This is a genomic window from Sphingopyxis macrogoltabida (assembly GCF_001314325.1).
GTDB classification, from domain to species: Bacteria; Pseudomonadota; Alphaproteobacteria; order Sphingomonadales; family Sphingomonadaceae; genus Sphingopyxis; species Sphingopyxis macrogoltabida.
In genome coordinates this window covers 2,674,431-2,700,499 of sequence record NZ_CP009429.1, presented here as the reverse complement: position 1 = coordinate 2,700,499, position 26,069 = coordinate 2,674,431, and the positions used below count along the sequence as shown (strand labels likewise).

The 26,069-nt window shown below is 65.4% G+C and carries 18 protein-coding genes and 1 tRNA gene; 8 read left to right on the top strand and 11 right to left on the bottom strand.

Annotated elements, in window-relative coordinates:
- Positions 1-9: 9 nt before the first annotated feature.
- Positions 10-2,370, bottom strand: a complete 2,361-nt coding sequence (locus tag LH19_RS13320; protein ID WP_082395685.1) for a TonB-dependent receptor — start codon at positions 2,368-2,370, stop codon at positions 10-12.
- Between the two features lie 199 nt (positions 2,371-2,569).
- On the opposite strand from LH19_RS13320, the gene LH19_RS13315 reads away from it, so the two are divergent.
- The 5 genes from LH19_RS13315 to LH19_RS13295 all read left to right on the top strand — a co-directional run bounded on the left by LH19_RS13315 (position 2,570) and on the right by LH19_RS13295 (position 13,476).
- Entirely contained in the window at positions 2,570-3,196 is a 627-nt protein-coding gene (locus tag LH19_RS13315; protein WP_054728745.1) for a TetR/AcrR family transcriptional regulator, read from the top strand.
- Positions 3,197-3,252: 56 nt separating this feature from the next.
- Positions 3,253-3,921 (top strand): DUF4197 domain-containing protein, encoded by a 669-nt coding sequence (locus tag LH19_RS13310; protein WP_054728742.1) that lies wholly within the window; start codon positions 3,253-3,255, stop codon positions 3,919-3,921.
- Between the two features lie 229 nt (positions 3,922-4,150).
- A complete protein-coding gene (gene rpoB, locus LH19_RS13305; RefSeq protein WP_054728739.1) occupies positions 4,151-8,329 on the top strand; it encodes a DNA-directed RNA polymerase subunit beta in 4,179 nt (1,392 codons plus the stop codon).
- Positions 8,330-8,380: 51 nt separating this feature from the next.
- Positions 8,381-12,661: a DNA-directed RNA polymerase subunit beta' gene (gene rpoC, locus LH19_RS13300; RefSeq protein ID WP_054728736.1), complete on the top strand. Its 4,281-nt coding sequence runs from the start codon at positions 8,381-8,383 to the stop codon at positions 12,659-12,661.
- A gap of 113 nt (positions 12,662-12,774) precedes the next feature.
- A complete protein-coding gene (locus tag LH19_RS13295; RefSeq protein WP_054728733.1) occupies positions 12,775-13,476 on the top strand; it encodes a hypothetical protein in 702 nt (233 codons plus the stop codon).
- Between the two features lie 93 nt (positions 13,477-13,569).
- Here the strand turns inward: LH19_RS13295 and LH19_RS13290 are convergent, their stop codons facing one another.
- Together LH19_RS13290 and LH19_RS29645 are read right to left on the bottom strand one after the other, a co-directional pair.
- Positions 13,570-13,749: a PspC domain-containing protein gene (locus LH19_RS13290; protein WP_054588401.1), complete on the bottom strand. Its 180-nt coding sequence runs from the start codon at positions 13,747-13,749 to the stop codon at positions 13,570-13,572.
- 57 nt (positions 13,750-13,806) lie between these two features.
- Complete coding sequence (locus tag LH19_RS29645) at positions 13,807-13,935, bottom strand: hypothetical protein (protein WP_257719779.1); 129 nt, start codon at positions 13,933-13,935, stop codon at positions 13,807-13,809.
- A 242-nt stretch (positions 13,936-14,177) separates the two neighbouring features.
- Between LH19_RS29645 and recF the strand changes: the two genes are divergently transcribed.
- Positions 14,178-15,287: a DNA replication/repair protein RecF gene (gene recF, locus LH19_RS13285; RefSeq protein WP_054728730.1), complete on the top strand. Its 1,110-nt coding sequence runs from the start codon at positions 14,178-14,180 to the stop codon at positions 15,285-15,287.
- A 77-nt stretch (positions 15,288-15,364) separates the two neighbouring features.
- The gene (locus LH19_RS13280) at positions 15,365-16,660 is read left to right on the top strand and encodes an Hsp70 family protein (protein ID WP_054728727.1); all 1,296 of its coding nucleotides are present in this window, start codon (positions 15,365-15,367) and stop codon (positions 16,658-16,660) included.
- Here the strand turns inward: LH19_RS13280 and LH19_RS13275 are convergent, their stop codons facing one another.
- Positions 16,661-17,278: a glutathione S-transferase family protein gene (locus LH19_RS13275; RefSeq protein ID WP_054728724.1), complete on the bottom strand. Its 618-nt coding sequence runs from the start codon at positions 17,276-17,278 to the stop codon at positions 16,661-16,663.
- The gene (locus tag LH19_RS13270; protein WP_054728721.1) at positions 17,275-18,207 is read right to left on the bottom strand and encodes a DMT family transporter; all 933 of its coding nucleotides are present in this window, start codon (positions 18,205-18,207) and stop codon (positions 17,275-17,277) included. Before LH19_RS13270 ends, LH19_RS13275 begins: the two co-directional genes overlap by 4 nt.
- 108 nt (positions 18,208-18,315) lie before the next feature.
- On the opposite strand from LH19_RS13270, the gene LH19_RS13265 reads away from it, so the two are divergent.
- A tRNA-Trp gene (locus LH19_RS13265) sits at positions 18,316-18,391 on the top strand.
- A gap of 173 nt (positions 18,392-18,564) precedes the next feature.
- Here LH19_RS13265 and LH19_RS13260 read toward each other — a convergent pair.
- From LH19_RS13260 to LH19_RS13235, 6 genes are all read right to left on the bottom strand, one after another.
- Positions 18,565-19,155: a discoidin domain-containing protein gene (locus LH19_RS13260; RefSeq protein WP_054728718.1), complete on the bottom strand. Its 591-nt coding sequence runs from the start codon at positions 19,153-19,155 to the stop codon at positions 18,565-18,567.
- Between the two features lie 33 nt (positions 19,156-19,188).
- Complete coding sequence (locus tag LH19_RS13255) at positions 19,189-20,457, bottom strand: M24 family metallopeptidase (RefSeq protein WP_054728715.1); 1,269 nt, start codon at positions 20,455-20,457, stop codon at positions 19,189-19,191.
- Between the two features lie 26 nt (positions 20,458-20,483).
- Complete coding sequence (locus LH19_RS13250) at positions 20,484-22,742, bottom strand: TonB-dependent receptor (RefSeq protein ID WP_082395679.1); 2,259 nt, start codon at positions 22,740-22,742, stop codon at positions 20,484-20,486.
- Positions 22,743-22,804: 62 nt separating this feature from the next.
- Entirely contained in the window at positions 22,805-23,590 is a 786-nt protein-coding gene (locus tag LH19_RS13245; RefSeq protein ID WP_054728709.1) for a HalD/BesD family halogenase, read from the bottom strand.
- A 62-nt stretch (positions 23,591-23,652) separates the two neighbouring features.
- Positions 23,653-24,843 (bottom strand): MFS transporter, encoded by a 1,191-nt coding sequence (locus tag LH19_RS13240; RefSeq protein WP_054728707.1) that lies wholly within the window; start codon positions 24,841-24,843, stop codon positions 23,653-23,655.
- On the bottom strand, positions 24,840-26,069 hold the full coding sequence (locus tag LH19_RS13235; protein WP_082395677.1) for a metal-dependent hydrolase family protein: 1,230 nt from the start codon (positions 26,067-26,069) through the stop codon (positions 24,840-24,842). The genes LH19_RS13240 and LH19_RS13235 overlap by 4 nt, the downstream gene beginning before the upstream one ends.

Here is a 26,069-nt window from a genome sequence, read left to right as displayed (position 1 = left end):
TGACGGGCCTCAGCCACCACCGAAGCGTGTCGTGAGTTGCAGGCCGATCACGCGCGGCTCGCCCGCGTAGAGCGTGTTGAACCCCAGGCTGTTGTCGAACTGGACGCCCGAAACCGCGTAATGGCGGTTGGTGAGGTTGGTGCCGAACACTGCGATCTCGCTGCTTATGCTGTCGATGTCGAGCGCGATGCGCGCGCCGAGCAAGCCATAGGCGGGCTGGCGCAAGCTGTCCCGATAGATCGCCGAACCGACGAGCTGCGTCGCGCTGCGCCAGTTCCAGTCGACGCTGAGCCGCAGGTCGCCGGCGCCGGTCGGGGTGCTGTAGGTGGCGGCGAGGCGGTAGCTGTACTTCGGGAACTGGAACGGCTCGTTCGAGCGGTCGCCGGTGACGTCGGTGAAGTCGAGATATTTGGCGTCGTTGACCCCGAAGCCGCCCGACAGCGTCAGCCCGTCGACCGGCACTGCGGTGATTTCGGCCTCGGCGCCGCGGATGCGCGCGCGCGCCGCGTTGGTGACGAGGCTGACGATCGCGCCGCCGGGCGACGCCTGAACGATCGTGCGCTGGATGTCGCTGTAATTGGCCTGGAACAGCGCGACGTTGATGCGCAGGCGGCGGTCGAGGAAATCGGCCTTGGCCCCGACCTCGTAATCGGTGACCACTTCGGGCGCGAAGGCGGCGAAGCTGTCGGCGGTGCCGGTGCCGCGCAGGTTCTGGCCGCCGCCCTTGAAGCCCCGCGCCGTGCGGGCATAGACGAGGATGCCGGGCTGGATCGTCCAGTCGAGGCTGGCGAGGTAGGAATAATCCGAGAAGCTGTCCTTGAAACGCGCCTGACAGGTGCCGCCGAGTTGCAGCGCCGGCGGGATGTTGCAAACCGCGCCGCCCGACGAGCGGTTGAACGAGCGCAGTTCCTTGCTTTCCTCGGTCCAGCGCAGCCCGCCGGTGAAGCGGACGCTGTCGGTGAGGTCGACGATGAGCTGGCCGAAGGCGGCCCAGCTGCTGTTCTTGACGAAACCGTCGGTGATGTTGGGGTTGGTCGCGTTGATCGTGCCGAGCGCCGTGGCGCGCGAGAAGTCGCGGCCGGTTTCTTCGTTGAAATAGACCCCGGTGATCCAGTCGACGCGGTCGCCGATCTCGCCGCTGAACTGAAATTCCTGGCTGAGGTTTTTCGCGCGGCTCGCGAGTTCGGCCTCGAGCAGGGTGAAGGGCGAGCTGTCGAGGTCGACGTCGAGCCAGCGCTTCAGCCAGCGCGCCGCGGTGATCGAACGAAAGGACAAGGTTGGCGTCAGCTCGACCGCCAGGTTCGAGCTGACGCCATAGGTGCGCGCATAACTGCCCTGCGCGCCCGTTGCATCATTGTCGTAAAAGCCGCGCCGGCCGACAAGGCCGGTGAACAGCGCGTGTGCCTGCCCGAGCGCAGCGCCGATCGCGGCGGCATTGCCCTCCGGGTCGGCGAGCAGCGCCGGATCGAGGATGCCCTGGCTGATCGCGATGTCGATCAGCGCCGGGGCGGGGTTCGGCGTCCCCGGAGCGGGGCTGGGGAAGGGGCTGACAAAGGCGAGCTTGCTGACCGGCGCGTCGCCGCGGGTGCGGGTATAGTCGGCCGAGATCGCCCAGGTGACGCCGTCGTTCGGGGTGAACAGCCAGTTGGTCCGGAAAGCGGTCTGCTTCTTGCCGCCGATCCCGTCGCCGAGGCCGTTGACGCCGAGCGAGCCGTCCTCGATCCGCTGCGCGAGGATGCGCACGCCGAGTACGTCGTCGATGAGCGGCAGGTTGAGGACGCCGGTTGCGCCATAACGGTCGTGCGTCGCGGCGCTGAGCTTCACATAGCCGCCGACCGCGTCGAGATCGGGCTGGCGCGTCGTGATGTTGATCGCGCCGCCGGTGGTGTTCTTGCCGAACAGCGTCCCCTGCGGTCCACGCAGCACCTCGACGCGTTCGACGTCGGTCAGCGCCGTTTCGAGGTTCGACGAGCGGATATAGTTGATGCCGTCGACATAGACGCCGATCGGCGACTCAATGGTCAGGATCGAATCCTGCTGCGACTGGCCGCGGATGGTGAGGAGGACGCCGGTCGGGTCGGCGCTTGACGTCTGGACGAAGAAGTTCGGCGTCTGCTGCGCGATATTCTCGATACCCTGGACGTTGGTGTCGGCGAGTTGCTGGCCGCCGAAGACACTGATCGCGAGCGGGATCGTCTGCGCGGCTTCGCTGGTCCGGCGCGCGGTGACGACGATGTCGGCGATGCCCGAGCTCTGGGCGTTGCTGTCATCGGCGGGGGCATCGGCGGCCGTGGTGGCGGGGGCCGTCTGGGCCTGCGCGGCGGCGGCGATGCTGGCGCTGGCGAGGAGCAGCAATAGGCGTCGTGTCATTTCTCTCTCCCTCCCGTCCCGGACCGGCTGAAACCGGTCTCTCATTCATGAGACGTTGAAGTCCACTTATCACACTAAGTGAGACAAGCACAAGGGTTTGCCTCATCAAGTGCGACATGATAGGCGAGGCGGCTCATCAAGGGAGGTCGGGATCGCAACAATCGACGCAAATCCGCGGGGTAGCGGGGCGGGCAGCGCCTTGGGCGGACGCGAGGCAGCGCTCGATGCCTCCGCGATCGTGGTCGAACGCATCGGCTTTCGCGACGTCACGATCGACCATGTGGTGCGCGAATCCGGCGTGTCGCGCGCGACGCTCTATCGCTGGTTCGGCAATCGCGAGGGGCTTTTGCTCGCGCTGCTCCAGCATCTGGCCGGACCGTATCTCGAACGCAGCGGGCAGATCGCGGTCGGTCTCGGCCCGCTGGAGGAGCGGCTCGAACAGGTGATCGCGGGCGGGATCGAGAGCATCTGCAACACGCCGTGGATCCACAAGGTGGCGCAGGAAGGCCTGCTCCACGACGATTTCTCGATCTTCCTCGCCGCGCACAAGTCGATCACTGGGGCGCTGGTGCGTTCGATGCTCGAAGGTGCAGCGGCCTCCGGGCAATGGACGCCGCCCGACGATCTCGAGCGCCTGCTCGAATGGCTGCTCCACCAGATGCTCGTGCTCGGTGCCGACGATTATGCGGCGTTCGAGGAGGTGCGGCAGCGGGTGGCGATCTATATTATGCCGGTGCTCGCCTTGCCCGGCGGGGCGCAGGGCGAGGTTGCCGAACGATTGGAGCGGATCGAACGCAAGCTCGACGGGCTTGCCGATCGGCCATAGGGCGCGCCGGCTTTTGCTGATAGGTTCGCGGCCCGGACCGGTGGGAGAGAGTCGCGATGGACGATGGCACGGAAATGATCGCACGCAGGACGCTGATCGCGGGCGCGGCGGCGATGTTGGCATTGGCGAACGCGCCCTGGGCGATTGCGAAGCTGCCGAAGAGCGGCGTGAAGGGCCTGATCGCAGGCGCCTCCGACGGCGCGCTCGACAAGCTCGCGGAGCCGGGCGCCTTCTATCGCGACACTGCGGTGCGTATTTTGTTGCCGGGCGCGGGCGGGAAGCTGGCGTCGAAGCTGTTCGGCATGGGCGACCAGCTCGGCCTCACCACCAATTTGACCAAAAGCCTGAACGATGCGGGCGGCAAGGCGGCGGGCGAAGCGAAGCCGATCTTTCGCACCGCGATCGACGATTTGCGCTGGACCGATGCGCCCGGACTGGTCGCAAAGAATGATGGCGCGACACGCTATCTCCAGCAGAGCGCGGGCAGCGTGCTGTTCACCAAAGTGTCGCCGCTGATCGGGTCGGCACTGGACGATGTCGGCGCCTGGCGCCAGCTCGACCAACTGTCGCAGGGCAGTCCGCTGCTGGCATCGGCCGGCCTGACGCGCGACGGGCTGACGCGATCGGTGACCGAACAGGCGCTGAAAGGGATCTTCCATTATATGGCGGGCGAAGAGGCGGCGTTGCGGCGGAACCCGGCGGCCTTGCTCAAGGACATTTTCTAGCCCCGGCCCGCGGGGGCTCCCGTTGACAGGATGGGACCCCGATCCTATATCGCCGTCACACCCCACCGTCCGAGATAGAGCCTGACTTTGCGCAGCGGGCTGTACGGATAGGGCGGCAGGGATTTCGACAGGCGTAGGAAAGCTGCGGTAAACCGGCAACGGTTGCCTGCGGCTTTTTTCGCGTCGATGCGCTCGCGAGCTGATTTTTACGAAGGCGAGACAATCACTTATGGCGACCAAGGCGAAGTCGGTGGGCAAGGCCCTCGAAGCAACCGCGACCAAGCGAATCCGCAAGCTGTTCGGCAACATCCACGAAGCGGTGGAGATGCCCAACCTCATCGAGGTGCAGCGCGAATCCTATGAGCAGTTCCTGCGGTCCGACCCCTCGGTCGGTTATGTTTCGGGCCTCGAAAAGACGCTGCGCAGCGTTTTCCCGATCCGCGATTTCGCCGGTACCGCCGAGCTCGATTTCGTCCATTACGAACTCGAAGCGCCGAAGTATGACGTCGAGGAATGCCGTCAGCGCGGCATCACCTATGCGGCGCCGATGAAGGTCACGCTGCGCCTGATCGTCTTTGAAGTCGACAGCGAAACCGACACCCGTTCGGTGCTCGATATCAAGGAGCAGGACGTCTACATGGGCGACATGCCGCTCATGACCGAGAACGGCACCTTCTTCGTCAACGGCACCGAGCGCGTCATCGTGTCGCAGATGCACCGTTCGCCGGGTGTGCTCTTCGACCATGACCGCGGCAAGACCCACTCGTCGGGCAAGTTCCTGTTCGCCGCGCGCGTGATCCCGTATCGCGGTTCGTGGCTCGACTTCGAATTCGACGCCAAGGACATCGTCAACGTCCGTATCGACCGCAAGCGCAAGCTGCCGGTCACCAGCCTGCTGTATGCGCTGGGCATGTCGGGCGAGGAAATCCTCAACCATTTCTATGACCGCCTCGTCTTCGAGCGCGCCGAAAACGGCTGGAAGGTGCCCTTCGTCGTCGAAAACTGGCGCGGTTCGAAGCCCGCGTTCGATGTCGTCGACGCCAAGACCGGCGAAGTCGTCTTCGCCGCCGGCCACAAGATCAGCCCGCGCCTTGCCAACAAGGCCGCGAAGGACGGTCTAGACACGCTGCTGATCCCGACCGAGGAAATCTTCGGCCGGTACAGCGCCTATGACCTGATCAACGAAGCGACAGGCGAGATCTACATCGAGGCGGGCGACGAAGTGTCGGCCGATAACCTCGAAAAGATCGATGCCGCGGGCCTCGACAAGCTCGTCCTGCTCGACATCGACCACAACAACACCGGGCCGTGGATCCGCAACACGCTGAAGGCCGACAAGGCCGAGGATCGCGACCAGGCGCTTTCGGACATCTACCGCGTCATGCGCCCCGGCGAACCGCCGACGCGCGAAACCGCCGAAGCGCTGTTCGGCGGCCTGTTCTTCGACCCCGAGCGCTACGACCTGTCGGCCGTCGGCCGCGTCAAGCTCAACATGCGCCTCAGCCTCGATGCCGAGGACACCGTCACCACGCTGCGCAGCGAGGACATCCTCGCCGTGGTCAAGGAATTGGTGAACCTGAAGGACGGCAAGGGCGAAATCGACGATATCGACAACCTCGGTAACCGTCGTGTACGGTCGGTCGGCGAACTGCTCGAAAACCAGTATCGCGTCGGCCTGCTCCGCATGGAGCGCGCGGTGAAGGAGCGCATGAGCTCGGTCGATGTGTCGACGGTGATGCCGAACGACCTGATCAACGCGAAGCCCGCGGTTGCCGCGGTGCGCGAATTCTTCGGTTCGTCGCAGCTCTCGCAGTTCATGGACCAGACCAACCCGCTGTCCGAAGTCACCCACAAGCGCCGCGTGTCGGCGCTCGGGCCGGGCGGTCTGACCCGCGAACGTGCGGGCTTCGAAGTCCGCGACGTTCACCCGACCCACTATGGCCGCATCTGCCCGATCGAAACGCCGGAAGGCCCGAACATCGGTCTGATCAACAGCCTCGCGACCTTCGCGCGCGTCAATAAGTATGGCTTCATCGAGACCCCGTACCGCCGCATCGTCGACGGCAAGGTCACCAACGACGTCGTCTATCTGTCGGCGATGGAAGAGCAGAAGCACACCGTCGCGCAGGCAAACGCCGACCTCAACGCCGACGGCAGCTTCATCGACGAGCTGATCTCGGCGCGCGAAGCGGGCGAATTCCTGATGGCGCCGCGCGATCAGATCACGCTGATGGACGTGTCGCCGAAGCAGCTCGTTTCGGTTGCGGCGTCGCTGATCCCGTTCCTCGAAAACGATGACGCCAACCGCGCGCTCATGGGTTCGAACATGCAGCGTCAGGCTGTGCCGCTGCTGCGCGCCGAAGCGCCCGTGGTCGGCACCGGCATGGAAGAAACCGTTGCGCGCGATTCGGGCGCGGCCATCGCGGCCCGCCGCGGCGGCGTGATCGACCAGGTCGATGCGACGCGTATCGTCATCCGCGCGACCGACATGGTCGAGCCCGGCAAGTCGGGCGTCGACATCTATCGCCTGCAGAAGTTCCAGCGGTCGAACCAGAACACCTGCATCAACCAGCGTCCGCTGGTGAAGGTGGGCGATGTCGTCCGCTCGGGCGACATCATCGCCGACGGTCCGTCGACCGAACTCGGCGAACTGGCGCTCGGCAAGAATGTGCTCGTCGCGTTCATGCCGTGGAACGGCTACAATTATGAGGACTCGATCCTCATTTCCGAACGCATCGTGAAGGACGACGTCTTCACCTCGATCCACATCGAGGAATTCGAAGTCACCGCGCGCGACACGCGCCTTGGGCCGGAAGACATCACGCGCGACATCCCGAATGTCGGCGAGGAGGCCCTCCGCAACCTCGACGAAGCGGGCATCGTCTATATCGGTGCCGAAGTCGGCCCGGGCGATATTCTGGCCGGCAAGATCACCCCCAAGGGTGAATCGCCGATGACGCCGGAAGAAAAGCTGCTGCGGGCGATCTTCGGTGAAAAGGCCAGCGACGTGCGCGACACCTCGCTGCGTCTGCCGCCGGGCGTGTCGGGCACGGTCGTCGAAGTCCGCGTCTTCAACCGCCACGGTATCGACAAGGACGAACGCGCGATCGCGATCGAACGCGAAGAGATCGAACGCCTGAAGCAGGACGCCGACGACGAACGCGCGATCCTCAACCGCGCGACCTTCTCGAGCCTCAAGGACCTGCTGATCGGTCAGACGACCAGCGCGGTGCCGAAAGGCCTGAAGAAGGGCGATGTCGTCACCGAAGAGATGCTGGTCGAACTCGACCGCGCCGACTGGTGGAAGCTCGCCGTGGTCGAAGACAATGCCCAGACCGCACTGGAAGCGATCAAGGCGCAGTATGACGACGCGATCAAGCGGATCAACGCGAAGTATGAAGATCGCGTCGAAAAGCTGCAGCGCGGCGACGAACTCGCCCCCGGCGTGCTCAAGATGGTCAAGGTCTTCGTTGCGGTGAAGCGCAAGCTGCAGCCGGGCGACAAGATGGCCGGCCGTCACGGCAACAAGGGCGTCATCAGCCGCATCCTGCCGAACGAGGACATGCCGTTCCTCGAAGACGGGACGCATGTCGATATCGTGCTGAACCCGCTGGGCGTGCCGTCGCGCATGAACGTCGGGCAGATCCTCGAAACCCACCTCGGCTGGGCTTCGCGCGGTCTGGGCCGTCAGGTCACGCAGGCGCTCGACGAATGGCGCGACGCCAATCCCGACGCGGTCGGCGGGCAGATGCCCGAAGCCGTGCGCGATGCGCTCGAACATGTCTATGGCGCCGAATATGTCGACGACATCAAGTCGCGCGATGCCGACAGCATCGTCGAACTGGCCGATAATCTGCGCGTTGGCGTGCCGTTCGCGACCCCGGTGTTCGACGGCGCCAAGGAAGCCGACGTGTCGAACATGCTGACCCTTGCGGGCCTGCATGACTCGGGTCAGTCGGACCTCTACGACGGCCGCACCGGCGACAAGTTCGACCGCAAGGTGACCGTGGGCTACATCTATATGCTGAAGCTCCACCACTTGGTCGACGACAAGATCCACGCGCGTTCGATCGGGCCGTACAGCCTCGTCACCCAGCAGCCGCTGGGCGGTAAGGCACAGTTCGGTGGCCAGCGCTTCGGTGAAATGGAGGTCTGGGCGCTCCAGGCCTATGGCGCGGCATACACGCTGCAGGAAATGCTGACGGTGAAGTCCGACGACGTGATCGGCCGCACCAAGGTTTACGAAGCGATCGTCAAGGGCGACGACACCTTCGAGGCCGGCATTCCCGAAAGCTTCAACGTGCTCGTCAAGGAAATGCGTTCGCTGGGCCTCAACGTCGAGCTTTCGTCCTATGCGGACGAAGACCCCGACGAAGGTCCGGAAGCCCTTCCCGAAGCCGCCGAATAAGATTTTTCCTCACCCCTCTCGCGGCGCGAGAGGGGAAGATGGAGCAGACATATGAACCAGCTTACCAACTTCATGAACCCGGTCGCGAAGCCCGAAACCTTCGACATGATCAAGATCGGCATCGCGAGCCCCGAGCGTATCCGCTCGTGGTCGTTCGGCGAGATCAAGAAGCCCGAAACGATCAACTACCGCACGTTCAAGCCCGAGCGTGACGGCCTGTTCTGCGCGCGCATCTTCGGTCCGATCAAGGATTATGAATGCCTGTGCGGCAAGTACAAGCGTATGAAATATAAGGGCATCGTCTGCGAAAAGTGCGGTGTCGAAGTGACGGTGACCAAGGTCCGCCGCGAGCGCATGGGCCATATCGAGCTCGCCGCGCCCGTCGCGCACATCTGGTTCCTGAAGTCGCTGCCGTCGCGCATCGGCCTGTTGCTCGACATGCAGCTCAAGCAGCTCGAGCGCGTGCTCTACTTCGAGGCCTATATCGTTCTCGAGCCCGGCCTGACCCCGCTCGAGAAGTTCCAGCTGCTGACCGAAGACGAACTGCTCGACGCGCAGGACGAATATGGCGAAGACGCCTTCTCGGCCGGTATCGGGGCCGAGGCGATCCGCGTTCTGCTCGAGAATCTCGATCTGGAACAGGAGCGCGTCGACCTGATGGAAGAGCTTGCGACGACCAAGTCGGAGCTGAAGCCCAAGAAGATCATCAAGCGGCTTAAAGTGGTCGAGAGCTTTATCGAATCGGGCAACCGCCCCGAGTGGATGATCCTCGAAGTCGTGCCGGTCATCCCGCCCGAACTGCGCCCGCTGGTGCCGCTCGACGGCGGCCGCTTCGCTACAAGCGACCTTAACGATCTTTACCGCCGCGTGATCAACCGCAACAACCGTTTGAAGCGCCTGATGGAACTGCGCGCGCCGGACATCATCGTCCGCAACGAAAAGCGCATGCTGCAGGAAGCTGTCGACGCGCTGTTCGACAACGGCCGCCGCGGCCGCACGATCACGGGCGCGAACAAGCGTCCGCTGAAGTCGCTGTCCGACATGCTCAAGGGCAAGCAGGGCCGCTTCCGTCAGAACCTGCTCGGCAAGCGCGTCGACTATTCGGGCCGTTCGGTCATCGTGACCGGTCCCGAACTCAAGCTGCACCAGTGCGGCCTGCCGAAGAAGATGGCGCTCGAACTGTTCAAGCCGTTCATCTACGCGCGCCTCGACGCCAAGGGTCTGTCGATGACCCTGAAGCAGGCGAAGAAGTGGGTCGAAAAGGAACGCAAGGAAGTCTGGGACATCCTCGACGAAGTCATTCGCGAGCACCCGGTCCTGCTGAACCGCGCCCCGACGCTTCACCGCCTCGGCATCCAGGCGTTCGAGCCGGTGTTGATCGAAGGCAAGGCGATCCAGCTTCACCCGCTGGTCTGCGCCGCGTTCAACGCCGACTTCGACGGTGACCAGATGGCGGTCCACGTGCCGCTCTCGCTGGAAGCGCAGCTCGAAGCGCGCGTGCTGATGATGTCGACCAACAACATCCTCAGCCCCGCGAACGGCAAGCCGATCATCGTTCCGTCGCAGGACATGGTCCTCGGTCTCTACTATCTCTCGCTGGAACGCGAAGGCGAACCGGGCGAGGGCATGCTGCTCGCCGACATGGCGGAAGTGCATCAGGCGCTGTTCACCGGCGCGGTCACGCTGCACACCAAGGTCATCAGCCGCGTTCCGCAGACCGACGAGCAGGGCAACGAGTATCTGAAGCGGTTCGAGACCACCCCGGGCCGCATGCTGATCGGCGAATGCCTGCCGAAGTCGCACACCGTGCCCTTCGACGTCGTCAACCGCCTTCTGACCAAGAAGGAAATCGGCGACGTGATCGACCAAGTCTATCGCCACACCGGCCAGAAAGAGACCGTGCTGTTCGCCGACGCCATCATGGCGCTGGGCTTCCGCAACGCGTTCAAGGCCGGTATCTCCTTCGGCAAGGATGACATGATCATTCCGGCGTCGAAGGAAGGGATGGTCGACGAAACCCGCGCGCTGGTGAAGGATTTCGAACAGCAGTATCAGGACGGCCTGATCACGCAGCAGGAAAAGTACAATAAGGCGATCGACGCCTGGTCGCAGTGCGGCGACAAGGTCGCGAACGCGATGATGGACGAAATCCGCGCGACGCCGAAGCTGGAAGACGGCCGCATGGCCCCGATCAACTCCATCTATATGATGGCGCATTCGGGTGCCCGTGGTTCGCAGGCCCAGATGAAGCAGCTCGCCGGCATGCGCGGCCTGATGGCCAAGCCGTCGGGCGAGATCATCGAAACGCCGATCATCTCGAACTTCAAGGAAGGCCTGACCGTTCTCGAGTATTTCAACTCGACCCACGGTGCGCGTAAGGGTCTGGCCGATACGGCGCTCAAGACGGCGAACTCGGGTTACCTGACCCGCCGTCTCGTCGACGTGTCGCAGGACTGCGTGGTCATCGAGGAAGATTGCGGCACCGAACGCGGTATGGAAATGCGGGCGATCATCCAGGGCGGTTCGACGATCGCCTCGCTGGGCGAGCGCATCCTCGGCCGTACCACTCTCGAAGATGTCGCCGACAAGGACGGTAACATCATCGCGCCGATCGGCACTTTGCTCGACGAAGCGACGACGCAGCGCATCGAGGACGCCGAAGTCCAGTCGGTCAAGATCCGCTCGCCGCTGGTCTGCGAAGCGACGCTGGGTGTTTGCGGCAAATGCTATGGCCGCGACCTCGCGCGCGGTACGCCGGTGAACATCGGTGAAGCGGTCGGCGTCATCGCCGCCCAGTCGATCGGTGAGCCCGGCACGCAGCTGACGATGCGTACCTTCCACATCGGCGGTGCGGCGCAGGTTAACGAGCAGTCGAACGCCGAAGCGATTTCGGACGGCACGATCGAATATCGCGACATGGCGACGATTGTCGACCAGCGCGGCCGCCGTCTGGCGCTGTCGCGTTCGGGCGAGATCGCGATCATCGACAGCGAAGGCCGCGAACGCGCGACCCACAAGCTGCCCTATGGTGCGCAGATCATGCACAAGGACGGCGAGAAGGTGAAGAAGGGCGACCGGATTGCCGAATGGGATCCGTTCACCATGCCGCTGATCACCGAAAAGCAGGGCGTCGTGAAGTATCAGGATCTTGCCGACGGCAAGACGCTGGTCGAACAGGTCGACGAAGCGACGGGTATCGCCCAACGCGTCGTGATCGAATATCGCTCGGCGGGCCGCGCCAAGAAGGAAGACCTGCAGCCGCGTCTGACCTTGCTCGACGACGCGTCGGGCGAAGCCGCGCGCTACCTGCTCGCGGTCGGCACGATGCTGTCGGTTGAGGACGGTCAGGAAGTGCAGGCGGGCGACGTGCTGGCGCGTGTCAGCCGCGAAGCGTCGAAGACGCGCGACATCACCGGCGGTCTGCCGCGCGTTGCCGAGCTGTTCGAAGCGCGCATTCCGAAGGACAACAGCGTCATCGCGAAGATCAGCGGTCGCATTGAATTCGTCAAGGATTACAAGGCGAAGCGCAAGATCGCGATCGTTCCGGAAGAAGGCGATCCGATCGAGTATCTGATCCCCAAGTCGAAGGTTCTGGAAGTGCAGGAAGGCGACCAGGTCAAGCGCGGCGACGCGCTGATTTCGGGCTCGCCCAACCCGCACGACATTCTCGACGTCATGGGCGTCGAGGCGCTGGCCGAATATCTGGTCGCGGAAATCCAGGAAGTCTATCGACTGCAGGGCGTGAAGATCAACGACAAGCACATCGAGGTGATCGTTCGCCAGATGCTGCAGAAGGTCGAGATCACGTCGGGCGGCGACACCACGTTGCTGCCGGGCGAACAGCTCGATTATCTGGAGATGATGGAATATAACGCCAAGCTGCCGAAGAACGGCGTGCCCGCGGAGGGCCGTCCGGTCCTCCTCGGCATCACCAAGGCGTCGCTGCAAACCCGCAGCTTCGTTTCGGCGGCGTCCTTCCAGGAAACGACCCGCGTTCTCACCGAAGCGTCGGTGCAGGGCAAGATCGACTCGCTGCAGGGCCTCAAGGAGAATGTCATCGTCGGCCGCCTCATCCCGGCGGGTACCGGCGCTGCCATGAACCGCGTCCGCGTCACCGCCTCGTCGAAGGACGCGGCGCTGCGTGCCGCGATGCGCGCCGCGAACCCCGACCTGATCGCACCGGCGACGGCTGCCGACGAGCATGCCGCCGAACTGGCGCAGGGCCCCGAAGCGGCGATCGGCGACGATCCGCTGGGCAAGGTGCAGGGCGAGGACTTTACGACCGACGACGTGATGGTCGAAGAACGTCCCGAAGGCGAAGGCGAGGAATAAGCGTCCTCAAGGCCTTTGGCTGACCGAATAGAGCCCCGCCGGAGCGATCCGGCGGGGCTTTTTCTTTGGCGCCAGCGTGTTAGCTTCGGCCTCCGAGGCAGAGGAGAGGGACGATGCGTTTGGCACTTCTGGGGGTTGCGCTGCTGGCGACGGCGTCGCCGGCGGCGGCGCAGGACAACAGCAATATCGAGGGTGAAGTGATCGTGACGGGGCAGCGCGCCTCGGCCGATTATCTGTCCGACGAACAGACGGTGGTCGGGCTGCGGCGGCCCGCCGACAGCGCCATCCAGCCGGTGAAATTCACGTCCGATTCACGCGACGAGGCGGTCCGCAAGCGTGAGATTCACGCGATGATCGAAGCGGCGATCCGCCGTGCCGACGGCGCCGGGGTCGAACTGGTCACTGGCGAGTTCGAACTGACCAAGGTAACCGCGGCCAATTATCGCGACCTTGTCTTTTCGAACGGCGGGCGTCCCGACACGAGCGAAATTGCGGTGTTCGTAAAGGCGAAGCTCGCGGGATCGGTCGGCAGCGCGCAATCGCGGATCGACGGCTTTATCAAGGCGGTGCCGCCCGAGGGGCGCGCATTGATGGAAAGGCGCGGCGGGATCACGCTGACGATCATTAACCCGGACCAATATCGCCCCGAGATCGTCAAGCTGGTTGCCGCGGAGGCGCTGAAGTCGGCGGCGGCATTCGGCCCCGACTATGGCGTCGAGGTCGCCGGGCTCAACGAACAACTGATCTGGGCGCAGGCGAGCGCGACCGAGGTGTTCCTCTATATTCCCTATCGCTTCACCGTGCGGCCGAAATAGAAAAGGCCCGCCGGCGAAGGCCGGCGGGCCCTTGGTCCTGGGATGTTGCGGGCCGGTGCGATGCGCCGTTGCGGCGGCCGGCCCGGTGCTGGCCTAGGGCGCGAGGATCGCGACGGTCAGATACACCAGCAATGGCAGGCCGAAGCCAAGCAGCGTCAGCGCCACAAAGGCGATGCGCGTCCACAAGACGTCGATGCCGAACTGGTCGGCCATGCCGGCGCAAACGCCGAAGACCATGCCATCGCGACGATTCTTGCGAAAACCCTGTTTCATTTCTTTCCTTTCTGTCCCGGCCTTCGCGGCCGCGTTTTAGCGGGGACGGGCGGCCGGTCAGATGACCAGCCGGCCGAGTTCCGCACCGTTCGGGCCGACGGCGGCCAGGAACATGATCGAGCAATAGAGCGAGGCAACCGCAGCGATTGCGTAGCTTTTGAGCGAGTCGACGTTGAAATGGGCCATGATATCTTTCCTTTCTTACCTCCCTCCGGACCATCCCGGTGGATGCCGACACTGTTGCAGGGAGCGTGCCAATTTCATTCATTGGCGGTTAAGCGCGGTTTTCACGGTTTTGTAAGAATATTTCAGCGAATAAAATACGAAATTATAGGAATAATATCATTCAGACGAAAAATTCGCGTCCCGCTGGTCAGGCGAGGCTGTGGACTGGCGTCGTACCGCTGCCTGCGGTAGGCGCCGTACAGATGACGCTGATCCGCCTTTCGCTGACCGATTTTCGCAATCACGCCGGCGCGGACCTTGCAGCGGAGGCGGGACTGGTCGCGCTGCACGGGGACAATGGCGCGGGCAAGACCAATATATTGGAAGCGATTTCGCTGCTTGCGCCGGGGCGCGGGCTGCGAAGGGCGCCCCTGTCCGACATGGTGCGCGACGGGGCGGGCGGCGGCTTTGCGATCTTCGCCGAGGTGCAGGCGGACCGAGCGCTGCCGCCGGTCGCGCTCGGAACGGGGATCGAGGCCGCGCATCCCCGACGCCGGCTGGTCCGGATCAACGGCGCCGCTGCGGCCGCCGCCTCGCTCGGTGAATGGATCGCGGTGCTGTGGCTGACCCCGGCGATGGACCGGCTGTTCGTCGAGACGGCGGGCAGTCGCCGCCGCTTCCTCGACCGGCTGGTGCTCGCGCTCGACCCCCGGCACGCGCAGCACAGCAACCGCTATGACGCGGCGCTGCGCGCGCGCGGCAAATTGCTTGCCGACCTCGCGGTGGCCGATCAGCAATGGCTGACCAGTCTTGAGGCACAGCTCGCCGAGCATGGCGCTGCGATGGATGCGGCGCGGCAGTCCATGCTGGCGTCGTTGGCGGCCGAGCTTGCCGGGCAGCCCGACGCGCCCTTTGCCCGGCCGCTGCTGACGCTCACCGACAGCGACGGCGCTGCACGGACGGCGCCTCACGACCCGGAAGCACTCAAGGCGATATTTGCATCGCGGCGCCGGATCGACGCCGCGGCGGGCCGCGCGACTGCGGGGCCGCACCGCGACGACCTGTCCGCCGTTCATGCCGCGACAGGGCGCGCCGCGGCGCGCTGTTCGACCGGCGAGCAGAAGGCGATGCTGCTGTCGCTCATTCTGGCGCACAGCGATTGCGTTGCGCGGCTGCGCGGGGCGCGGCCGGTGCTGTTGCTCGACGAGGTCGCCGCGCACCTCGATCCTCTCCGTCGCGCCGCGCTGTACGATCGGTTGGCCGGGCAGGGCGGGCAGGCGTGGCTGACCGGGACCGAAGCGGCGCTCTTCGCCGACATGCCGGGACCGGTGACGCGCTTTCGCATCGCCGGTGGACGGATCGCGCCGGGCTGACTGCGACTTGCTCCGCGCGCTGCGCCGTGCAATAGGCGCCGGCCCCGCGCAGCGCCCGACCGGCACAGGAGCATCCCATGATCAGCGACGCCACCGCGCTCGGTCTCGATTTCGGGACGACCAACACCGTCGTCGCGCTCGCCGACGAGCAGGGCGGATCGCAGCTTGTCGAGTTCGCGGGCGACGAGGCGACCGGCGCGGTATTCCGCTCCGCCCTGTGTTTCTGGGAAGAAGAGCGCGCCTGGCAAGGCGTCGCGCACGAGGCGGGGCCGTGGGCGATCGCTGAATATCTCCAGTCGCCGCTCGACAGCCGTTTCGTCCAGTCGTTCAAGAGCGTCGCGGCAAGCCCGTCGTTCGAGCGCGCGATGATCTGGGGCAAACCCTATCGCTTCGAGGATATGGGCCGCCTGTTCCTCCAGCGGCTGGTCGCGCATGCCGGCGGGCGGCTCGACACGCGGCCGCGCCGCGTCGTCGTCGGGCGCCCCGTCGAATATGCTGGCGCGCGGCCCGACGCCGCACTAGCGCGCCAGCGGTACGACCTGATGCTCGCGGCGTTCGGGACCGAGGTCTATTATGTCCACGAACCGCTCGGCGCCGCGCACAGCTATGCGGCGCGGCTGACCGAGCCGGCGACGATCCTTGTCGCAGATTTCGGCGGCGGCACCACCGACTTTTCGATCGTCCGCGTCGCTGCGCCGGGCAGCCCGCGCCGCTGCGTGCCGCTCGCCTCGTCGGGGATCGGCATCGCGGGCGACCGTTTCGACTACCGGATCGTCGATCGCCTGATCCTGCCGCTGCTCGGCAAGGGCGGCAATTACCGCTCGTTCGACAAATTGCTCGAAATCCCGGGCGGCTATTTCGCCGACTTTGCCGACTGGTCGCGGCTGGCGCTGATGCGCAATCGCCGGACGCTCGACGAACTCAGGCGGTTGCAGCGCGACGCCACCGATCCCGAACCGATCGGCCGGATGATCGCGCTGATCGAGCATGAGCAGGGCTTTCCGCTGTATGACGCGGTCGGGCGGCTCAAGCGGGCGCTGTCGGATGTCGAGGCGGCCGAGTTCCGTTTTAGTGGCGACGGCGTCGACATCGCCGCCGAGGTGCGCCGCAGCGATTTCGAAGGCTGGATCGCCGATGACCTCCGCCGCATCGAAGCCGCCATGGATGCGGCGCTGGCGAAGGCAAGCGTCGACGCCGCAGGCATCGACCGCATCTTCCTGACCGGCGGCTCGTCGCTGATCCCGGCGATCCGCGCGCTTTTCGACCGCCGTTTCGGTGGCGAGCGCATCGCGACGGGCGGCGAGCTGACCTCGATCGCGCACGGGCTGGCGTTGATCGGTGCCGAGCCCGATCCGTCCGAATGGACGGTTTGACTAGAGCTTTTGCCGCTCGCGCGCGCGCCGGAATCCTTCGCGGGCCATGCAGCGATCGAGCCAGGCTTTCGTTGCGTCGCCGAGCACATCGTCCGCGTCGAGCGTCGTCGCAAGGAAGGCGGCGTAGCCGATCGCGATGTCGGCAATCGTGAAACGCCCCGCGACGAGCCATTCGCGCCCGTCGCCGAGCGCGGCCTCGATGCTCCGCGCACGGCCGCCGAAAAAGGCCTTATAGTCGGCTACCGCCTGCGCCAGCCGCCGCTCCTCGGGTTCGACGCGCGTGTAACGGAGCATGATCGCGAGCGGAAAGGTCAGCGTCGCGTCGCTGCGGTGCAGCCAGTTGCGCCATTCCCAATGGTCGGGCTCGTCGCGGCGGACCGCGAGCTCCGTCCCTTCGGCGATGCGTTCGCAGATCGCCGCCGATTCGGTCATCAGCCGCCCGTCCTCGACCCAGCCAGGCACGGTCATCAGCGGGTTTACCGCGCGATAATCGGGCTCGAACGCGCGCGGCGGGAAGCGGAGCAGGCGCAGGTCGACGTCGATGCCCGCCTCCTCGACCGCCCACAGGCAACGGAGCGAGCGCGCGTCGGCGCAATGATAGAGGATCGGTCGCGTCATGCCGTAATATCCTTCATCCGCTCGATATGCAGGCGATGCTCGCGCCACGCGATGAACAGGCCGCTCGCGATGATCAGCGGTGCGCCGATCCACGTCGTGTCGGCGGGCAGGGTGCCGAAGAACCACCAGCCGCAGACGATCGACCAAAGCAGGCTCGAGTAATCCATCGGCGTCACGACCGAAACGGGCGCAAGGCGGAGCGCGCCGGTGAGCGATAATTGCACCACCGCGCCCAGCAGGCCCAACCCGACGAGCAATCCCCATTCGCCCGCACTGTGCGGCGTCATCACGAAGGGGAGGGCGATACCGAGCGGAACCAGCGACAGGAGGCTGAACCAGAAGACGATCGTCATCGCGTTTTCGGTGCGGCCGAGATCGCGGACCTGGATGGTGATCAGCGCCGTCATCACCGCACCGCCGAGCGCGATCAGCGTGCCGAGCCCGTGATCGCCCTCGAAACCCTCGTACAGCAGGGTTGTCGGGTTGAGCACGACGAGCACGCCGATGAAGCCGACGATCACCGCGCTCCACCGCGCCGCGCCGACCCGTTCGCCGAGCAATGCCGCAGCGAGGAAGACGCAGATGATCGGCACCGACAGGTTGATCGTCGTCGCCTCCGCCATCGGCAGGAAGATCATGCCGCCGAAATTGAGCGCCATGCCGGTCAGCCCCATCGCGGCGCGGCGGGCATGGACCCCGATCCGCTGCGTCGCAAAGCTGCCGAGGCCGCCATGCGTCAGCGCCCAGAGCATCAGCAGCGGCAACACGACGGCCTGCCGCCAGAACAGGCTTTCGACGATGTGGATGCCCGCCTCGGCGATATATTTGACCAGCACGAACATGACCGACAGGCTGAGCATCGCGAGCAGCCGGAGCGCGATTCCGCCCAGATAATGCTGCGGCGGATGGGAGGCGGTTGCGGCGGTCATGGGCAGCCCCGCGCATATCAGCCCCGCGATGCTTTGCAAGCTATGCAATTTCGCCGCGCATAACCCTTGCTCCGCTCCGCCAATCGGGCTACGGGCGCACTCCGGCCTAGGGGTATAGCTCAGTTGGTAGAGCATCGGTCTCCAAAACCGAGGGTCGCGGGTTCGAGTCCTGCTGCCCCTGCCAGGCCGTTGTACGACGCTCGCAGACGTCCCATTTCCCGCGTTCGAATATTCCCGACAGCTCTCTCACGCGGTTCCGGACGTCGCGCGGGATTGCCGGAAAGCGGCTGTTCTGTGGCGACCGACATGGCGAATACCGACAGATGCAGCTCATACCGGTCTTGCCCGCGTTATAGTCTACAGCAAACTGCCCGTTTTCAGGCCGCGGCGGCAGTTGGCTTCGCGTCGCCGCACAGCGATGGGCAGGACGTCGGCGCCCGACAGGATTTCTATCGTCGCCAGTCCGGTTGCCAATCCCGAGCCGCCAAAGGGGATTTCCGCCGTCGCGCTTACCCGGATATGGCGGGCATTCACCGCCTGGGGCGGGAAGCGGGCAAGGAAGTTCGCCGGGTCGCCATGGTCCTCGGCGTGCCAGTCGACGAGCGGCCGGGTTTCTTCAAAGGCAGGGTCATCCGAACCTTCGATGCGAAAATGGATCGGGGACCGCTGCCGCGGCATCATCCCGATCTCTGCGGGGTGCAGACGGATCGCATCGATCGGCCGGGTGACGCCGAGATCGATCTGGACCCACCCAAATTCTTCCCGGCGCACCCCGTCCGCGGGCGAAAGCCGGTAATAGCGCGCCGTCGAAGCGACAATCGGTGGTGCGGCGTCTTGCCGGGCCGGTGTGGCCGCACGAGAAAATCCCGCTGGCATCAGCGGCGCGGCGACAAGGCCGAGCCCGCCGATCGCGGATCGCGCGATGAATTGCCGCCGGTTCGCCTGCATGTCCCGATCCTTTGAAATCCGATCACGCCATATTTAAAGATAGAAGGGCGTGTTCGTTATCTGCTCGCAGCCATCTTCGGTGACGAGCACATGGTCTTCAAGACCGCTCATGCCCACGCCCGCATGCTTCATGAAGGCCTCGACCGCAATCAGCATTCCCGGCTCATAGGGTTCGTCGATCTTCTCATATTCCCTGACCATGATTTCGTTCGCCGAGGCGCCCTGTTTTCCTCCGATGTCCTCCAGCGCGCCGGGGTCGCCCGCCGGGATGATGTGCGGTCCATAAAAGATACCCATCTGATGTCCGAAAATCCCCAAATTCAGGTCGATTCCGTCGCCGGCATAGAGCGATGCCGCCTTTTCGCCGATCACGCCGAGCTGCCTCGCGGTGACGCCGGGGCGGATCGCCTTGATGATCGTCCGGCACACCTCGGTGGCGCCCTCCAGGATATGCCTTTGTTCCTTCGTCGGGCGCCCTCCGCAAACGGCGGTGCGGCCGGGATCGAGCCAATAGCCCTGAAAGATCGGGCCCTGGATCCATCCGCGCACCATGTCGCCCTTTTTCGGCACGCTGGTGTCATAGCCGTACAGCATATCGCCGAGCAGGAAGCGCTCTGCGTGTGCGCCGTGATGCATGTCGATGCGCGAAAAGCACCCGCCGCGCCGCATGATTTCCATCGCCGTCCGCGCCGCCGCTTCTGCCGAGCTTTCGCCGGCGATCAGCGCATCCATCCCCGCGGCGAGAGCGTGGGTGGTGATGTCGCCGGCGGTCCGGAACGCCTCCTGTTCGCGTGTCGACTTCACGCGTTGCGGTTCGAGCAGGAACCATTCGTCGGTCACCCATTCGATTTGCGGCGTCAGGCTGCGCAGGCGCCGGTCGTAAAGCCCGGGGAGCACGTCGTCGCCGACCACCGCGACGCGCCCCTCGATGCCGTGCTTGCGGAAATATTCGGGCAGCCCCGTGATCAGGCTGGGCTCATGCACGATCAGTTCGCCGCAGACGACCTTGGCATATTCGGTTTCCTGCGGCGGTTGCGCGCTGTGCAGTTCGGGTGCGCGGCCGTCCCTGAACAGCACCGCGGAAAAGGTCCAGGCGCCCATCTGGACGTCGTCCGCCCAATCCTGACCGGTGCCGTTGTTGGCGAAGTTCGTGAGCCAGAGGCCATTGCCGAGCCGGTCATAGGATCCGGCGCCCCGCGACCAGACCAGAAGATGGTCATAGCCCTTGGCGCGCATCGCGTCCCAGACCCGCTTCCAGCGCCCCTCATATTCCTCGCGGGGGAAATAATTGCTGCTGGTCACGCCTCGCCTCCTCGCAAAATGGCCGGTCAGCCCTTGACCCGAACGCTGAGGCCGATGGTGCGCGGCGCGGCGTAAGTGACATTCTCATACGCCCCCACGATCGTGCTCACCGCGCCCGATCCGATCGCGAGGATACCCCGCTTGTCGAACGCATTGCGAATGAACAGGCTGACTTCGACGCCGCCGTTCTCGGCCCCGATGTCGAAGTTCGCGATGTCGTAGGCCGGCCGGAACCGCCCCGAACTGACGACGCCGTCGATAGCGAAGGGCGTCCTGCCGACATGTTGCCAGCTTCCGCGCGCATAAACTTCCCATGCATCGCTCACCGGATAGCGCAGTTCCGACGATAGCGCGAATTTCCAGCGGGGGGTTTCGGGGGTGCGATCGCCTTCGGTGTAGCCTGCCGCCGCGCCGAATGTATCGGGGACGGAGGTAAAGCGGGCGTCGGCGTAGCTGAGCTGCCCGCTGACCGTCACGTGGCGCGACGGACGCAGGCTGACTTCCAGTTCCGCGCCGTCGATGCGCGCATCGCCGGCGTTGGCGAAGAAGGTCGAGCCGCATGGGTCGGGGATCGCGAGCTGAACGCCCTTTTGTTCGATGCGATAGGCGGCGCCGTTGACCGTCAGCACCCGGTCGGGCGTTTCGAGCTTTGCCCCCGCCTCATAGTTCCACACTGAATCGGGGCTGAAAATCGCGCCGACCGATTCGGCGAGCGAGCAGCCGAGGGCAGGGGGTACCGTTGCATTTGCGCCGCCCGCCCGGAAGCCGCGCGAGACCGTCGCATAGAGGGTGGTGTGGTCATTGGGACGGAAATTGACCGTGAAGCGCGGGCTGGCGCTCGTCTTCGTCGCGGTGATCCGCGGCGTATCGGGACCGCACAGGATGCCGGGCACGACTTCGGTGCAGCTTGCCTCGAGCGTATTCTTCAGCCGGTAGACGCGGAGCCCCGCGATCAGTTCGACCGTTTCGCTGACATCGAAATTGACTTCGGCAAAGCCGGCGAGCTGCTGGTCCGACGTTCGCTGGATATAATCGTAGGAGATCGGCCCCACCGGACCCGTCGCGGGGCCAAAGGTCGCATCGATCAGGTCGGTGAAGGCCTGGCCGACGAAAATCTGGCCCAGTTCCTGGTCGGTATGGCTGAAATAGACCCCGGCGATCCAGTTGAACGGGCCTTCGTTCGACGACGTCAGCCGGAGTTCCTGGACATAGGTGTCGGCCTTGGCCGGCGTCAGGCTGGCGAAGGGGGCGAACTCGCCGAGAATATTATAGCCGAGCGCCGTGTAGTCGAGCGTCGCGTCGGATTCCTTGTGGAGATAGGAGCTCGACGAAACCAGCTCGACATTGCCGAAGCTCTTTTCGACCGTCAGGTTCGCGACGAGGAGGTCGGTGCGCGACGGTTCGGGGCCGATCGCGCTTGCACGGCCGAACCCCGGCAGGTTGCTTTGCGTCGCGATCGGGTTGTCGGCATCGATGCGCTGGAAGAACAGGCTCGGCGTGATCGTCAAATCGTCTCCCGCTTCGAGCCGGAGCGCGCCGCGCAGGCTGAAGATCGTCGCGTCATTGGCGTTTTTTTCGACGACCTCGTCATCCGATTGCGGTGATGTCAGCCCGGCGAGCGTGGCATCGTAGCGATCGATATAGCCCGCGATCTTCTCGTAGGTGCCGGTCAGCCGCAGGGCGGCGTTGGCGGACAGCGGCACATTGACCGCGGCCTTGGTACCATAGCCCTCGCCGCCGCCCCGGACGCTGTTGACGAAGGCCTCGCCATGCGCGTCGAATCCCGAAGGATCGGGCTGGTTGGTGATATAGCGGATGGTGCCGCCGGTCGAACTCGACCCGAACAGCGTGCCCTGCGGCCCGCGCAGCACTTCGACGCGCTGCATGTCGAAGAGGTCGATGTTGGGCGTGCCGCTATAGGCATCGGTCCGGAAATCGAACGGCGTGTCGTTGATATAGACCGCGACCGCCGGCGCGAGCCCGAGGTCGGTCGTCAGCCCGCGAAGCCCGACGTTGGACTCGCCCGGGCCGACAGGGGTGAAGGTCAGGCTGGGGGTGTTGCGGACAAGGCTCTCGGTATCGCGGATCGCCAGTCGCTCCAGCGTTTCGCTGCCAAAGGCGGTCACCGCCTGCGGCACGTCCTGCAGGCGGCTTTCGCGCCGCTGTGCAGTGACGACGATATCGCCGCCCGATCCATCTTCGACGCCGGCTTCGCTCTGCGCATGGGCGGCCGGCGCGAACGCGCAGCCCGACAGCAAGGAAATCAGCAAGGTCCGCTTAAGCATATTGTCCCCTTTCGGTATTTTCTTGTTTTATGGTCGATGCGCCATCGGGCGCGATGCCGCGCCTATTGCGCGGCCAATACTTCGGTCCGGCCGAGCCCGTTTTGCTTGACGCTATCGGCATAGATGAACCCGGGTTCGCGATGGTAGCTGAGCAAGGCGATGATCCGCTGCGTGCCGCCCGCAACCTCGGTCACCCGGTGCAACGCCCGGCGGCCCCGGAACAGCAGCAGCGTGCCTGCGCCGACCTTCTGGAGGCGGGTCCGCGGCGATGCACCGTCGAGAATGGCGTGGATGTCCTCGGGCGGTGCATCGTCGACGCCGGGGGCATATTCGAATGCGCCGCCCGTCTCGGCCTCCTGCAGCAACAGCGAGACGACGAAGTCATTGTCGTCGAAATGCCAGCCCTGCTGGTCGCCGACGCCCATATAGGTGAGGTTGATGTTGATCAGCGGATCGGCGATCGTGTGGAGGCTGTCGATATCGAGCGCGTCGCGGACGAGCGACATCAGCTCCTCCGATTCATAGAAGCGGCGCAGCGCACCCGCCGGATCGAGCAGGTCCGATCCCAAAATCCACATTGAATAGGGCGAGGTGCGGCTGCGCAATTCCTCGTCGGCCATGTCGGCGATCGGTCCCTGCGGGTTGAAGCCGAGCCGCTGGTCGCGGCGATAGGCGAGCGGGAATTTCGCCGCCGCCTCGGCCACCATTTCGGCCAGCGCCGCCGGCGCAATGAAATCGGGAAAGGCGGCGGCGCCATCCTCCCCGAGCTGGCCGGCCGCCCGGTCGACGATCGCGGCGCGGCGATCGGGATCGGACAGGGGGTATAGCGTGGCGTTTACGATCGACATGAAGGCTCCTGACAAAGACGGCCGGAAAGATCGGGTTCCATGCAATAATCGCATGCGCGATCTCATTCGCCAGCAGAGTATTTTGGGGTTAGGATATCAAAATGTGATGCGCGCAGCCTGATCGTCCCGCTGACCGCCGCGACCACGCAGAGGAGGCAAAAGGCGGTGACCGCACCCAGCGACAGATTCTCGAGCAACAGCCCGCCGATCGCCGGCCCGACCGCGAGGCCGCCGCCGGTCATCGCGGGGGTCAGCGCGATCAGCCGTCCGTCGCGGTCGACCGACGCCAGCAGGCCGAACTGAAAGGCATATTGGAAAGGCCAGGCAAAAGCGAACAGGCTGACCGAAAGGACGAAGGCCGCCGTGCCGGGCAGGAACAGCAGGCCCCCGACCGCGGCGGCGAGCAGCCCCAGCCCGGACAGCAGGCCGGTGGTCCGCGCCAGGCGGTCGGCGACGACGCCCGCAACGAGCGAACCCGCCAGCCCGCCGAAAGCCGAAGCGGAGAGCGCAAAGGCGACGGTGCCGGGCGAGAGTCCCTTGCCGACGCCGATGCGTTCGAGAAACGGCCACAGCGAGGCCATGCCGATGAAATAGAGCAGGATGCACCCCAGCGCGCCGATGACGAGCGGGTTGCCCGGCGATCGGGCCGCGCGGGGCCCCGCGGCGGCCGGCTGCGCCCGGCCGATAACCGCGGCCAGCCAGAAGCCGGGGACCGCGATCGCAGAGAGGATCAGGAACAGCCACGGCCATCCGAGGCTGGCGGCGATCCAGCCGAAACTGCCCATGCCGATCATGCCGACGACCGACTGGCCCGCGAAATAGATGCTGATGCTGCGTTCGGGGCGTGCCGACCGGCCCATCGCCGCATAACAGATCCCGCCGACGACGCCCTCGCCGAGCCCCGAGAGAAGGCGCGTCGCGGCGACATAGCCATAATGGTCGTCGAGCATGGTGAGCAGGTTGCCGGCGATCATCACCGCAAGGCTGGCGCGAACAACCGCCGCCCAGCCAAAGCGTGCGGTGATGAGCGGGCATAGCAGGCTGCCGACAAGGATGCCCGCCATGTTGAGCGCGGCGACGGTGCCGGCGCCCGCCACGCCATAGCCGAAGCGATCGGCGAAAACGCCGACCATCACCGGGAGGACCGCCGGCAGCGTTGCCGCCGCCACGCCGAGATAGATCGCCGCCCATGTCGAGGCGCGCGGCGTCGCCGCGGGCCTCGACGAGGGGGCGGACGACGGGGCGGTGGTCATGCGGGGATGGGCTCGCGCTTGTAAAGGTGTCCCGCCTTCATGATCACGCGCAGACGCCGGCCGTCCTCGGCAAGCAGCGCAATATCGTCCAGCGGGTCGCCGTCGACGACGAGCAGGTCCGCCGTCGCGCCCGGGACGATGCGGCCGAGGTCGGGGCGCCCCAATATCTCGGCGCCGGTGACGGTTGCCGACCGCAAGATCGCCGCGGCGGGCTGAACCTCGCGGCGATAAAGAAATTCGCGCGCCTGCATGTCGAACACATCGCCGGGCAGGTCGGTACCGAAACCAAGCGGGAGGCCGGCGCGCCACGCGGTTTCGAAACCCTGCATCGCGAGATGGGCGATTTCCTTCGCCTTCGCCGCCGCCGCCGGGGGCAGGCCGAGCGCGTCGCCACGCTCGGTCAGTGCCATCACGACCGACAGGGTGGGCACCGCGAATCCGCCGGCATCGCGCAGCGCTGCCGCGGCTTCCGGGGAAACCAGCGTCGCATGCTCGACCGTCCGCACCCCCAGTTGCGCCGCGCGCATCACCGCCTCGGCGGTGTGGGCATGCGCCGCGACATAGCGGCGCCACCGTGCCGCCTCCTCGACCGCTGCCTGTACCTCGTCATCGGTAAACTGCTGCATCCAGATGGGATCGGTGGGCGAAAGCACTCCGCCCGACAGCATGATCTTGATGCAATGCGCGCCCATGCGCAATTCCTCGCGCGCGGCGCGGCGCACTTCGTCGGCGCCGTCGACGACATGCGCGATCATGTTCATCCGGCTGCATCCGCACGGTTCGACATCCTCGTGGCCGGGGCGCAGGTCGCCATGACCGCCGGTCATCGACAGGGTGCGGCCGGCGTAGAAGAAACGCGGCCCGGGGATGAGGCCGTCGTCGATCGCCTGCGCAAGCCCTTGGTCGCCGCCGCCGACGTCGCGCAGGCTGGTAAAGCCGCAATCGAGCGCGTGGCGCAGCATCCGCGCGGCATGCGCCGAGGAATAGGTCGCCGGATGATCGAGAAGCTGGACCACATTGGCGCTGGAAAGCCGCGCGTGGATATGGACATCGATCAGGCCGGGGAGCAGCGCGCCGCCGCGCACGTCGATGACCTCGGCATTGGCGACGTGCGCCGGACCGGTGTCGACCGCCACGATCCGGCCGTTTTCCACCACGACATGGCAATCCTCGCGATAGCCGTCCGCGGCCTCGTTCAGCACGCGCGCATTTTCGAACACGATCAT

Bases quoted from the DNA above. Each gene is read 5' to 3' on its own strand.
- LH19_RS13270 (WP_054728721.1), bottom strand. From the start codon at position 18,207: ATGACCGCCGCAACCGCCTCCCATCCGCCGCAGCATTATCTGGGCGGA.
- LH19_RS13260 (WP_054728718.1), bottom strand. From the start codon at position 19,155: ATGCAGGCGAACCGGCGGCAATTCATCGCGCGATCCGCGATCGGCGGG.
- rpoC (WP_054728736.1), top strand. From the start codon at position 8,381: ATGAACCAGCTTACCAACTTCATGAACCCGGTCGCGAAGCCCGAAACC.
- rpoB (WP_054728739.1), top strand. From the start codon at position 4,151: ATGGCGACCAAGGCGAAGTCGGTGGGCAAGGCCCTCGAAGCAACCGCG.
- LH19_RS13310 (WP_054728742.1), top strand. From the start codon at position 3,253: ATGGACGATGGCACGGAAATGATCGCACGCAGGACGCTGATCGCGGGC.
- LH19_RS13250 (WP_082395679.1), bottom strand. From the start codon at position 22,742: ATGCTTAAGCGGACCTTGCTGATTTCCTTGCTGTCGGGCTGCGCGTTC.
- LH19_RS13245 (WP_054728709.1), bottom strand. From the start codon at position 23,590: ATGTCGATCGTAAACGCCACGCTATACCCCCTGTCCGATCCCGATCGC.
- recF (WP_054728730.1), top strand. From the start codon at position 14,178: ATGACGCTGATCCGCCTTTCGCTGACCGATTTTCGCAATCACGCCGGC.
- LH19_RS13320 (WP_082395685.1), bottom strand. From the start codon at position 2,370: ATGACACGACGCCTATTGCTGCTCCTCGCCAGCGCCAGCATCGCCGCC.
- LH19_RS13240 (WP_054728707.1), bottom strand. From the start codon at position 24,843: ATGACCACCGCCCCGTCGTCCGCCCCCTCGTCGAGGCCCGCGGCGACG.
- LH19_RS13295 (WP_054728733.1), top strand. From the start codon at position 12,775: ATGCGTTTGGCACTTCTGGGGGTTGCGCTGCTGGCGACGGCGTCGCCG.
- LH19_RS13290 (WP_054588401.1), bottom strand. From the start codon at position 13,749: ATGAAACAGGGTTTTCGCAAGAATCGTCGCGATGGCATGGTCTTCGGC.
- LH19_RS13280 (WP_054728727.1), top strand. From the start codon at position 15,365: ATGATCAGCGACGCCACCGCGCTCGGTCTCGATTTCGGGACGACCAAC.
- LH19_RS13235 (WP_082395677.1), bottom strand. From the start codon at position 26,069: ATGATCGTGTTCGAAAATGCGCGCGTGCTGAACGAGGCCGCGGACGGC.
- LH19_RS13275 (WP_054728724.1), bottom strand. From the start codon at position 17,278: ATGACGCGACCGATCCTCTATCATTGCGCCGACGCGCGCTCGCTCCGT.
- LH19_RS29645 (WP_257719779.1), bottom strand. From the start codon at position 13,935: ATGGCCCATTTCAACGTCGACTCGCTCAAAAGCTACGCAATCGCTGCG.